The following is a 12142-nucleotide window of genomic DNA, read 5'->3' as shown; positions in this document are numbered from 1 at the left end:
TTTTCATTGTTTCTTTATCTACATATGGACTAACAATTGAACCAATATCAATTTAAATAGGTTCTTTATGATCTCTACATTTAGTTGATATAAGGAAAGAATCTTTTTCAATAATAATTTTAAATAATAACTTTTGGTGTTTTCCTTCACCCCATCAGAAAATATCATCATGCCCAATATATCATAGTTTCTATCAATATTTACATAATCAATTTCAAGATTCATTTCTAATTCTGCAATATCTTCTACTGGTATAGGCATAGGTTTATCTAAAGCTTCTGGACAATACTTTAGCAAAAATTTTGTTGCCTCTTTATCCATATCTTTTTTATATATAATTGGCACTAAATCTTTACTCAGATTCATTAACATATCCCCACCTTTTTTTACTTGTTATAGGCTTCAATTTTCTTTACAGTAAAATCTTTTAATACAGCATTTTCTAACATTGCACTACACTTTAACTTAAACCACTGACAAACTAACTCAGAAATATTTTCATTATAAGCATAATCACTAATCTCAATATCACAACTTATTAGTACACTAAACTTCACCTTTTTTTCATCTTGGTTAATATCAAAAATTCTTAAAACATCAATACTATCAAGACTTGCTTCTAGCACTTCTTGAACAACATTAGATCTTAGAGTTAAATCATATTGATCATACTTGTCCATAATTTCTTCTTGCAAAGAATTAAATATATCCCGATGAAAATTATCTTCAATCATCTTTTTAAATAAATCCTTCACACCCAATCCCCCTTTATTCTTCTTCTTCTAAAGCTTTTATAAAATCTTTCCATGCTTTTTCTGTAATATCACTTTTACCTTCAACTTCATCCATTTTACGTGCTTTTCTAAGCGCAGTTCTGGCTAAATTACTTTCCTTTATATAATTAGGTAAATCCATAGGAATTTCATCTCTGTCTTCAGAAGCCATATCTATCATTTCATCTAATTCATCATGAGATAAACCTAATAATTTAGATATTTCCTGAAGTTTATTGATATTAGGTGGATTTCTTCTACCCTTTTCAATATCACTCCAGTATGCTGGGGAAAGATCTAAAAGTTCTGCCATTTTTCTTAAGCTAATCTTTTTTTCTTTTCTTCTCTCTGATACAAACTCTCCAAATTTGTTTGGACTCATCCTTTACACCTCCCTTTTAACTAGCAAAACATGCTAGTTTATATAATTAAGCTTTTTGTTTATTTTATACAAGAAAATATTGATGATTTCCTTGTTCTTCACGTATAAATCCTAAGTTCTTAAGTCTTATTTTAGCTGCAGTTACTGATACATCAAATATATCTGCTAATTCATAAGGTAATAAATCTGCCCATAAATCTTTTTCAAAATCAGAACCTAATTCATAATAACATTTTTCCATCCCAGCAGATGTAAATTTATCTCTTGTAACTTTTGAAAATATTGCCTTAGGCATTAACAATGCTGATGCCATAGAATCAGCTTGCCATTCCATCCAATCATCATCAGTTACTAATTTTTTTCTTTTAGTACTTTCGATATCACTAGTACGACATTTTACAACTGGCTGTTTTTGATCTTCCATAAAATCAAATAATGATAATTGGTTTTTATCTACTAGATATACTTGTCTATGTATAAGCCAATGACTTATTTCGTGGGTTATAGTAAATCGTCCTCTTCTTAATTGATCTTCATTCAAAAGGCTATTATCAATAAGAACCGTCCCTTCATTTACAGGTATTCTCTTAGCCTTATTATTCTTAGCATCATACACTGGTATATTACAATCATTAAAAACTGTCATACCTAATATGGATTGATTATGGGTTAAATCTTTATAATCCATTTCTAATTCAGCATAAAATTCTAAAAATTCCTCAACATCTAAAGCACTTGCTTCTTTTAACATTTTAGAATTATAATCATTAATTACTATTTCCGCTAAATTATCAATTTCATCTTTTGATAGAACAGGAACACCATTCTTTTTTTGTTTAAAATCTAAGTTAACCATTCCATCGCCCCTTTCATTGTTGCGTGTATGCTTGTATGAGAACATTATACATCTCCAAATTATTCCTGTCAATATATAAAAAATACCCTTTGAGTTAACTTTAACTCTACAGGTATTTTAAAATCATTGAAAAGTGTCTGTCCATTATTTATTAAATATTCTTTTTTTTAAATTCTTACACATAATAAAATAGAAGCTACATTATAAATAATTTAAAAAATGTTGTTTATTATTTCCTCTAACATTCCATTCTTAGACATATTGAAATTCAATAGATAGTTTAAATGTCTAAATCCTTTTAACAATTGTGGCTTATGGTCATTCCCCCAGCATTTTTTGCCATCAGTTATAAGTGCAAATTCTATATTATTATTTCTTAAATCTTCTTGTCTATTTATGTATGAGTCTATTATTTCTTCTGGTTTTGATCCAGAACCACCATAAAAATTCGCTTCTATATTCATAATTTTATTATCTTTTATTAATATAAAGTCAGCCTTCCTATTAGCTATATCCTCTGAAATTTCAAATCCCATTTTCCTCAAAACTTTAAATTGTTTTTGAGTTAACATTTCTATATTATATTTTTTTGAGATATTATATATTATTGGTTCTAATGCTAACTCAAATGCCAATCCACCTCTATTTTTTCTTCCGTTACTATCTAATCCTACTTCGCATCCTATTAGATAATCAATTAAGTGTTTTTCTAATAAATCTGTAAATAAGTATTTCAATCCTATCTTTTTAGTAAAGTCTAAATATTTTTCTATTTCTTCTTCAGTTAGATTTTCTTCCTCTCCAATATTAAATCTATACTCAAGCAAATCATCTTCTAACGCATCTATATTCACAACTTTCAAAACATCCTTACCTTTTCTTAAGTTTTCTCTTTCATCTTTTGATAAAGCAAATAAAGCTGGTAAGACATTTATCACTGTTGGAAATCTCTTAACTATTTTTTTAAAATCATGATCATAGTTTTTATTTTTAACTAATGCATTCAAAGTATTAAGTTCTATATTATATTGACTTACAATTGTAGCTGGTCTTTGCCAATTCACATAGAAATTAAACCCTCTATTTGTTTCTAATAAAGATTTAGTGAATATTTTTACTAAATCACTAGATTCAGTTTTTAAGTATTCTTTTATACATTCATCTATCTTAGTCGGTGCTGCTTCACTATTAGCTTGCTCTTTATAGCTTGTTATTAATAGTTCTGTAATTTTTCCTCTCTTATCACCTGCTGAATTTATAGCTCTCTTAGCATAAACTCTTTTTATATTAAATTTTGAATATAAATCATCAAAGAAATTATCTTTTTCATCTAAATTCTTAGGATCGGAATTGCTTAACATTACCTTTGCACCTTTTTTATGTATCGTTTCAAAGAAATCTCTTAATAAAATCTGCTCTTTATCATTAAAATTGCTTTTATTATATGATGTAAATCCTCCCAATGTTACTGGTCTGTATGGCGGATCGCAATAAACAAATGTATTAATATCTACATATTCTTCAAGTTCATCAAAAGATTTATTCAGTATCTTAACTTTGAATTCCCCATTTTCATTTTTTAAGTTCAGCAATCTTGATATTTCTCTTAATTGTAATTCATCAAAAAAACTTGGATTTTTATATTTACCAAATGGAACATTAAATTCACCTTTTGAATTTTCTCTATATAATCCATTAAAACAAGTTTTATTTAAAAAAATAAAATATGCAGATGACTGTATAATATCACATTCTGCATTATTAAAATTAGTTCTTATTTTATAAAACAGTTGCTCTCTTTCTTCTGAATCAGATTCTAAATATTGAGCTTTTAGTTTTTCAAGTTTTTCAATTAAATCATATGGTCTATCTCTAATAACTTTATATAAATTTATTAATTTAGAATTTATATCATTTATAATATATTCTTCAAAATAATTATTTTCTAAAAAATGTATAAATACAGCACCAGCACCAACAAATGGTTCTACATATCTTTTTATCTGTTTAATATTTATCGGTAATTCTTGGATTATTTCGTGTAAAAGCTGTGATTTTCCTCCAGCCCATTTTAGAAATGGTTTTACATTAAAATTCATAATTATCACTCCTAAATTCATCTTTTTACTTCTTCAATAGTTTGTTCCGTTACTTGTTTTAATCTTTTGTTTGTAATTTCTAAATATTCCTTATCAATATCAATTCCAATAAATTTTCTATCGTTTTCTCTAGCCACAACTCCTGTTGTTCCAGAGCCGCAAAATGGATCTAATATCAAATCATCTTCATTAGTACTAGATATTATGCACCTGTATAATAGTTTTTTAGGTTTTTGAGTAGGGTGGTAACCATTCATTTTTTCCCGTTTTGGAGTTGTTGGTATTTCCCATACACTTCTCATTTGTTTACCGCCATTCAGTTCTTTCATAAGCTGATAATTAAAAGTATGCTTTGCTTTTTTTGTCTTCTTCAGCCAAAGTATTGTTTCTTGACTTGCAGTAAAACATCTACATCCCATATTAGGTGCAGCATTAGGTTTTACCCATGTAATTTCATTTATTATGTAGTAATCCATTTGTTGAAGTGCAAAAGCTATTGAATGTATAATATGATATGTGCCTGATATCCATATAGTTCCATCATCTTTTAAAACTCTATCACAAGCTTTTAACCATTTCATATTAAATTTATGATCAAGGTCAAGTCCTAAAGATTTATCCCAGCTTCCTTTATTTACACTTACCATTTTCCCTGACTTACATGTTATTCCATCATTACTAAGTTTATATGGTGGATCTGCAAATATCATATCTATTGACTTACTTTCAATTTTCTTCAATTCCTTAATACAATCTCCTAATAACAACTTATAATTGCTATCTTTCACATACTGCATACTATCTCCACCTTTATATCTAGCATCATCCAATCTATATTATAAAGGTATTTAAAAATAAATCCAATTATTATTTGAAGAAAATAAATAGATATTCATGGGCTAATAGGTAAAAATTCTTTTTTAAGCTTATTTCTTTCCAAAATTTTGTAGAATTGCAATTATGCTGTTCTTTTATAATTATTTCTTTCAATTTAAATCCTTGATTTAAAAATGAATTCATAACATTAAATCCTAATGGAATTACGCAACCATTTTTTCTTATATCGCCCATCATAATTGTACAGTATTTTGTTTTTTTTAATACCCTAAAACATTCTATTGATACTTCTTTTATTGCTTCATAAAATTCATTAAGATTTAATAATGATAAATCTCCTTGAATATTTTTACTATATTTTATGATATTTGAATATGGCGGATGAGTACATATCAAATCTATCGAATTATCTTTAATACAATCCAAATTTCTAGCATTACATTCCATTAATTGTATAGTAGTATTTGCTTTAACTCTTGAAATTCTATCTTTAGCTATCTCTAATGCCTTAGGATTAATATCACATCCAATGGCTCTTCTATTTAATAATTTTGCTTCTATAAGCGTAGTTCCACTTCCTAAAAATTGATCTAACACTACATCATTTTGCTTTGAATATCTTAGAATAATATTTTTAGGAACAAATGGACTCCAATTACCTGGATAATCTCCTTTATGAGTAGCCCATTCTCCTCTTTCTTTAAAACTCCATAATGATTTTGTTTCTAATTTAAAAGCTTCATCCATTTTATTCACCTCTATACATATAATCTTAGGCAATATATATCCTTTATATACAAATTATGCTATTAATTATATAATTAATGTTGTACTTATATAAAAATACATTACTAAAAGGAGCGATATTATGAAATTAGATAAAGCTAAAAAGCTAATAGATGATTTAGCAGGTAAAAAGTTTGGACATGTCTTAAAAGAAGATCAAATGAGGGACATTATAAAAAACAAAGGAAAAAGTGGACAACTTTTAGAAATAACAATAGGTCTTAATTTGTCTAACACCAATTTAGATTTTGAAGATGGTGAACTTAAAACAAATAAATGTGACACTACAGGAAAGCCATTAGAAACAATGTTTATAACTCAAATTTCAACAATGATAGATGAACTGTTAAATAGCAATGATTTTTATCAAAGTAAACTTTACAAAAAAATGAATAATCTACTTTATGTCCCAATAAGTAAAGTTGGCGACCCATGTGATTGGATGTTCTTGCCTTGTGTTCACGTAAATTTAGATGAGCCTAAATTCCATGATTTAAAATTACAATTAGAAAAAGATTACTATTCTATTTGTACTCAACTTAATGAACATATTAAAACTAGTAGCGATGGCTTTATTCATACTTCAAATGGCAAATATATTCAAATTCGTAGTAAAGATTCAAAACCTTATCATCCTATTCATTCTGATATATATAATAAAGAAATTTCAAATAAAAATCACGCCTTCTATTTTAAAAAGGAATTTATGAAATATATTGTTAATATAAAATAATATTCATACACTAAAATAAGCTCTGTATTTTAAATTCAGAGCTTATTTTTATTTATTTCATATGAAAACTATAAGCTTAATACCTCCCCCTGCAATCAGTACATTGACTTTGATCTCTCTTTCTATTAGTAGTTCTCCCACTATATCCAAAATCAGTTACATGCTTATCATAATTACAATGAGGACACCTCTTCATAAGCTCTATTCCATCATATCTAACCAAATTTGTAACACGATTATTATTTGCATCATACCCATTAATTTTACAAAATGTACAACTTATCAAACCTCTACCTGCTGGAAAAACTGAAGAAGTTTCTACACTTCCATCATGGTAATTTATTTGAACTGGGTAATCAAATCTTATTGGAATTCTCATTATCATATCCTATCATCCCCTATAAAAAATTTCATATTACTATTTTAAAATACATTAATATCATTAAATGTTTTCTCAAATTATTGTATAGTTCTAAAAATAACTGATTAAACCCTTTTCTTTAGTCAATGTCTATTAAAGTATTCATTTCCTCTATCTACCTTTTTTTATTAGTATGGAACAATTGCAGGAATTAGGAACATTCTATCTAACTCATCAATCATATACATTTCAATTAGCAATCTTAAAGAAAATTCACCATAATAATCCTCCAATTCACTTTTGAATACAACATTAATTCCTTTTATTGATATATCATAGTCTTTTAACCATTCTTTCAAATATTTTATCATACCTTGCACATCAATATCCGGTCTAATTTTTTTAGCCACTTTATAAGCAAAATCTTCTGGACTAAGTTTCTCTATATTTATATATCCAATTGTCTTTCTAATTCCTGGTATTTCAGTATCATCTAATTTAGCTGGTAAAATATATTCTTCTTTTGATTCAAATGCTCTTGCCTGAGCACTTTCTCTTTCATGGTTTGTCCATAATTTTTCTTTATAATGCTTAGAAATAAACATAATACAGTACTTTGATTTTTTCTGATAAATATCATCCAAATGTGTGTATAAATTCTTTCCCCATAAATCCACTTCTTCGTATTTATCATAAAAAACTTGTATACCAATGGCTTTTAATATCTCAGCAACTTTTTCAACATACTCCCTATCTTCGCCTGCAAATGATAATGCAACCTCGTAATCAAATTTCAATATATCTCCCCTCTCTTGTTATTTACAGCCTTATTTGAAACCATTCTATTTCAATGCATTTTAAATAATTTTTTAAAAATATCCTAACATTTGAATTATATTTATTGTATTTTACTATTTTTCTAATTATATAATTAATAGCCAATAAATTTCTCAAAAAATTATAACTTTTAATAAAAATAATTGCACCAACTAAAATCAATGCAATTATATTATAATTCTAATTATTTGAAATTTCTATAAAATTATAAATAATTAATGTTTCTCGACATTGCATTTAAAGAAATTCCTACAGCTAGTTCAATTATCCACATCTTGTATTATTAATTCATCTCATAAGCCCTATCAATATACTCCTTAGCTTTTTCAAAATCCTGAGTATCCTTTATTGTAACTTCTAAATCACCAGTTCCCCAATGACCAATTTCACTTACATCCCTTGTGAAACCATTTTCAAGAGTAATCTCTTCGGGATTCAATCTCAAATATAGCATTATGCTTTTCATCCTAACTTCTACACATACAATATTCTTTATCTTTTTAAATGCACTATACAATTTAAGCTTATTCTCCGTTACATCATCACCAAGTGCTAAAATATAATTCCTAATGGAAGCATACAATTCTCTTAGTTTTTCACTTGTAGTTTCTAGTTGATCATCAAATGTCTTATCCGTACTTTGTTTTGATACTTTTTCTTCATTGACATTATTAATTGGTGTGGCTACATTTGAGTTAATTAAATCAAACATCAACAATTCTTCTCCAAATTTTTTATATCTGATAAGATCTATATTTCTATTAATTTGCTTTACAGCATATTCATCATATTTCGTAAAATCTCCTGCTATGCAAATAAGACGTGGCATGCTCCAATCTAATTTATCAGAGTATTCTTTTCCTAATGTTTTCATAACTAGAAGTTCAAAATCTGCTTTATGGTCTAACAGCCAATCTAAATAAAATAATCCCTGATTTATTACATTTTCATTGCTAGCTCTTTTATATTCAAAAATTACAGGACAATTATTTTCATCAATTCCTAAACTATCCATACGACCACCATTAGATGTTACATATTCACTTTTAAGAAAAGTAACTCCAAAAAGTATAGGCATATTTTTTTCAATCAATGTCTGTAATTCTCGTTCTAGCGATGCCCATGTAGCTGGTAGTTCTTCTACTCCATTATGTATTTTAAACAGCTTAATATCTGACATATTATCCCTTCCATCTATAAAACTTTTTTTAATCTCCTTAATTATATCATAACCATCTACTACCACAAGAAGCATAATCCATTTTGCTGTAGCCAAACAAATACGCAAATTAAATATCTTAACGCAAATATCCTTCATTCTACGTATTTGTTCAACCCCCTAACCCAAGAATTCCCTCAAACCGTAGTCTGAGGGAACATAAAACACACATCCATATTTAGTTAGAATCCTTCAAAGCCTTTGATATCAGGCTATTTTCTTGTTATCTTCACCACAGTCTCCACGTGAGATGTATATGGAAACATATATTTTTTTCACCCTATAAAATCCCTTCTCTAAGTTTCCTAAGGCTCTCTTCCATATTTCCCAAATCAACAAAAATACCATAGTTCCCTGTAGGTTCATCATTTAATATTTTCCACTTAGTATCCATAATTATTGTTTTGTTCTTTGATTCTAATAATATATCTGGCTTTAATCTAAACTTTTTATGACTTTCTAATAAACAATATTTATTGTGTTGAGCATATATTGAAAAATCCTTAAAATAGTGACTTTTCTTTATAGATTTTGTTATATAACTTTCAAATATCCTTTTCATAGGAAACAATAATGAATATGAATTATCTTCTTCCCTATAATTAGTAAAGCTTTTATTATTTAAAAATACTTTGCACCACTTTATTAAACTATCATAGTGACACATTAATCTATTATTAACACATTTACTAAAATCTTTTTCACAATTCACTGAAACATCTACCTGTTGAAAATATAATAAGTATTGATTTCTTATTATATTTCTATTTGATGTTTGATTTTTAATAAACAATAAAGTAGTTTTTATAATTCTGTTCTCAGGTATATTAGGACTAAATTCATCGTAGTTCATATAGAATTTATCCTTACAAATAATATTTTTACTAATATGCTTATTTACTAACAACTTTCCTTTATAAACTGGTAAATTACCTTCACATAAAACATAAGAAGCCTTTATTCCTTGCTTTGTAACCTTATATAATTCCTTTAAAAATATTAAAATAAATATATCCAATACATTCATACTACAAGTCTGAACATTAGCTAAATTGCACATTTTCATAGGTAATTCATCCATACACCTTCGCATGTTTAATAATATCTATAAAACATCACTTAAAATCATATTCCTCCACTTCTCGCCACCATATTACATTTTACAATTCATCTTCCCTTTTAGATATAAGTACACATTTCATATCATTGATATTAATAGAGCATATTCTTTGCTGCCTGTATATTGATTTTATTCGGTTAACCGTATACAATTATATATTGGATAAAATTGAAAGGGTGTGAATGGAAAATGTTGGAATATATTTCTGCTCCGGAAATAGCGAAGAAATGGCACATTTTTGAAAGACAAGTACAGAAGCTATGCGAGGAAAATAGAATACCGGGTGTTACCCGTATCAGCCGAATATGGCTGATACCTAAAGACGCTAAAAAGCCTGTTGACGGCAGACATACCCGTAGAAAAATAAAGGACGGTGGAAACATATGAAACGCATTTTCTTTGTTGAAGATGATTTGAGTTTGATTAATGGTTTATCTTTTGCTATAAAAAAACAAGGATACGAAATAGACGTTGCCCGTACAAGTCTTGAAGCAGAAAAACTATGGATAAATGGGAAATATGATTTAGTAATTTTAGACGTGTCACTTCCCGATGGCTCTGGTTATAATTTATGCAAAAAAATCCGTAAAACATCAAAATTACCCATTATGTTTCTGACTGCTGCTGATGAAGAAACAAATATTATAATGGGACTAGATATAGGGGGCGATGATTATATAACAAAGCCGTTCAAACTAGCTGTGTTTCTATCAAGAATAAATGCTTTACTTCGCAGAAGTGACAATTTTAATCAAACAAATACCGAATTAAATTCTAATGGTATAAAAGTACAACTATTAAAAAGACAAGTATATAAAAATGAAGGACAACTTGAGTTAACAGCAAGTGAATATAAATTGCTGTGCCTGTTTATGGAAAATCCAAACATTGTACTTTCACCAGGCCAAATTTTAAGCAAACTATGGGATTGCTACGAAAACTATATAGATAACAATTCCCTTACTGTATATATCCGTAGACTTCGTACAAAAATTGAGGACAATCCAAGCAACCCTCAGAAAATAGTGACAGTTCGGCGTATGGGGTATAAATGGAATACTGTAGATTATGGTGTGATATGAAAATACTTATAAACAAGAAAATTAAAAAACTTTTTTGTGTGGAATTGCTGATTATTATAACCTTTACCTTGATTTCCACTACTCTCATAGGCTTAAAATTTGAAAATGCAGCCTTGTGTATATTACTATGCTCCTTGTGCATGAGTATCTTGACATTGGCAATAGGTTATAGTTATTTCAAGGAACAAAATGCAATTATGGAAAATGCAGTAACGCAAATTAAAGAATATATTTCTGGAAATCAAAATGCACGTATTGAGTGTGATGACGAAGGTGAGCTATACAGATTATTTCACGAAGTAAATTCCTTAGCTTCCATTTTGAATGCCCATGTTGAAAATGAAAGTAAATCAAAAAAGTTTTTGAAAAATACCATATCCGATATTTCCCACCAGTTAAAAACCCCACTTGCTGCACTTAACATCTATAACGGTATTATGCAAGAGGAACCAAAAGATTTACTGGCAATTAAGGAATTTACTGTACTTTCTGAACAGGAACTTGACAGAATAGAAATACTGGTACAAAATCTCTTAAAAATCACAAAGCTTGATGCTGGAACAATTATGATAGAAAAAACTATGGAAAATGTATCTGAAATGATGAATTGTATAGAAAGACACTTTTCATATCGTGCTGAGCAAGAGGAAAAGAAAATATATCTGTGTGGTAATAATACCATTACCTTATTGTGTGACCGTAACTGGCTGATGGAGGCAATTAGCAATATTGTTAAAAATGCTTTTGACCATACACAAAAAGGTAGTAGTATCCGTATTGAATGGAAACAATTTGCGTCTGTTGTTCAAGTTATCATAAAAGACAACGGTAACGGTATTCACCCAGAGGATTTATACCACATTTTTAAAAGGTTTTATCGCAGTCGTTTTTCTAAAGACACGCAAGGTATCGGACTTGGACTGCCGCTTGCGAAAGCTATTGTTGAAGCACACAGCGGAACAATCGAGATTGACAGCGAATTGAGTATTGGCACTACTTTTACAATCAATTTTTTAATTCCTACAAAATTGTAGGATGAGTGTCATATAACCGTAGG

The 12142-nt window shown here is 28.2% G+C and carries 15 protein-coding genes; 4 read left to right on the top strand and 11 right to left on the bottom strand.

Annotation, left to right across the window (positions count from 1 at the left end; translation table 11 throughout):
- Positions 1-18: 18 nt before the first annotated feature.
- The 7 genes from BN1711_RS12655 to BN1711_RS06265 form a co-directional block, all read right to left on the bottom strand.
- Entirely contained in the window at positions 19-366 is a 348-nt protein-coding gene (locus BN1711_RS12655) for a hypothetical protein (protein WP_050607320.1), read from the bottom strand.
- A gap of 20 nt (positions 367-386) precedes the next feature.
- On the bottom strand, positions 387-755 hold the full coding sequence (locus BN1711_RS06290; RefSeq protein ID WP_050607319.1) for a hypothetical protein: 369 nt from the start codon (positions 753-755) through the stop codon (positions 387-389).
- 13 nt (positions 756-768) lie between these two features.
- Positions 769-1155, bottom strand: coding sequence for a helix-turn-helix domain-containing protein (locus BN1711_RS06285; RefSeq protein ID WP_050607318.1), 387 nt, complete (start codon positions 1153-1155; stop codon positions 769-771).
- 64 nt (positions 1156-1219) lie between these two features.
- Positions 1220-2056: an ImmA/IrrE family metallo-endopeptidase gene (locus BN1711_RS06280; protein ID WP_243128202.1), complete on the bottom strand. Its 837-nt coding sequence runs from the start codon at positions 2054-2056 to the stop codon at positions 1220-1222.
- A 167-nt stretch (positions 2057-2223) separates the two neighbouring features.
- Complete coding sequence (locus BN1711_RS12535) at positions 2224-4110, bottom strand: DpnII family type II restriction endonuclease (RefSeq protein WP_207204528.1); 1887 nt, start codon at positions 4108-4110, stop codon at positions 2224-2226.
- 17 nt (positions 4111-4127) lie between these two features.
- The gene (locus BN1711_RS06270) at positions 4128-4907 is read right to left on the bottom strand and encodes a DNA-methyltransferase (RefSeq protein ID WP_050607316.1); all 780 of its coding nucleotides are present in this window, start codon (positions 4905-4907) and stop codon (positions 4128-4130) included.
- A gap of 70 nt (positions 4908-4977) precedes the next feature.
- Positions 4978-5694 carry a TRM11 family SAM-dependent methyltransferase gene (locus BN1711_RS06265; protein WP_050607315.1) on the bottom strand — a complete coding sequence of 239 codons (717 nt, stop codon included), beginning with the start codon at positions 5692-5694 and terminating at the stop codon, positions 4978-4980.
- A 121-nt stretch (positions 5695-5815) separates the two neighbouring features.
- Here BN1711_RS06265 and BN1711_RS06260 point away from each other — a divergent pair, with 121 nt between their 5' ends.
- Positions 5816-6466, top strand: a complete 651-nt coding sequence (locus tag BN1711_RS06260) for a MutH/Sau3AI family endonuclease (protein ID WP_050607314.1) — start codon at positions 5816-5818, stop codon at positions 6464-6466.
- A 76-nt stretch (positions 6467-6542) separates the two neighbouring features.
- Here BN1711_RS06260 and BN1711_RS06255 read toward each other — a convergent pair whose 3' ends face one another.
- From BN1711_RS06255 to BN1711_RS06240, 4 genes are all read right to left on the bottom strand, one after another.
- Positions 6543-6851, bottom strand: a complete 309-nt coding sequence (locus tag BN1711_RS06255; RefSeq protein ID WP_050607313.1) for a ribosomal protein L33 — start codon at positions 6849-6851, stop codon at positions 6543-6545.
- A 164-nt stretch (positions 6852-7015) separates the two neighbouring features.
- The gene (locus BN1711_RS06250; RefSeq protein WP_050607312.1) at positions 7016-7624 is read right to left on the bottom strand and encodes a toll/interleukin-1 receptor domain-containing protein; all 609 of its coding nucleotides are present in this window, start codon (positions 7622-7624) and stop codon (positions 7016-7018) included.
- 323 nt (positions 7625-7947) lie between these two features.
- Complete coding sequence (locus tag BN1711_RS06245) at positions 7948-8982, bottom strand: DUF5655 domain-containing protein (protein ID WP_243128200.1); 1035 nt, start codon at positions 8980-8982, stop codon at positions 7948-7950.
- A 181-nt stretch (positions 8983-9163) separates the two neighbouring features.
- Positions 9164-9976, bottom strand: a complete 813-nt coding sequence (locus BN1711_RS06240; protein ID WP_082174069.1) for a 5-methylcytosine restriction system specificity protein McrC — start codon at positions 9974-9976, stop codon at positions 9164-9166.
- A 216-nt stretch (positions 9977-10192) separates the two neighbouring features.
- On the opposite strand from BN1711_RS06240, the gene BN1711_RS12715 reads away from it, so the two are divergent.
- From BN1711_RS12715 to BN1711_RS06225, 3 genes are read left to right on the top strand one after another with little or no spacing between them, the layout of a single operon-like run.
- The gene (locus BN1711_RS12715) at positions 10193-10390 is read left to right on the top strand and encodes a DNA-binding protein (RefSeq protein WP_423243698.1); all 198 of its coding nucleotides are present in this window, start codon (positions 10193-10195) and stop codon (positions 10388-10390) included.
- Positions 10387-11085, top strand: coding sequence for a response regulator transcription factor (locus BN1711_RS06230; RefSeq protein ID WP_050607310.1), 699 nt, complete (start codon positions 10387-10389; stop codon positions 11083-11085). Before BN1711_RS12715 ends, BN1711_RS06230 begins: the two co-directional genes overlap by 4 nt.
- The gene (locus BN1711_RS06225; protein WP_050608452.1) at positions 11082-12119 is read left to right on the top strand and encodes a sensor histidine kinase; all 1038 of its coding nucleotides are present in this window, start codon (positions 11082-11084) and stop codon (positions 12117-12119) included. The genes BN1711_RS06230 and BN1711_RS06225 overlap by 4 nt, the downstream gene beginning before the upstream one ends.
- Positions 12120-12142: the final 23 nt, after the last annotated feature.

It is taken from the genome of Clostridium niameyense (assembly GCF_001243045.1).
Classification (GTDB): domain Bacteria; phylum Bacillota; class Clostridia; order Clostridiales; family Clostridiaceae; genus Clostridium_F; species Clostridium_F niameyense.
The sequence above is the reverse complement of the archived record's forward strand: the minus strand, read 5'-3'. Positions and strand labels throughout refer to the sequence as shown.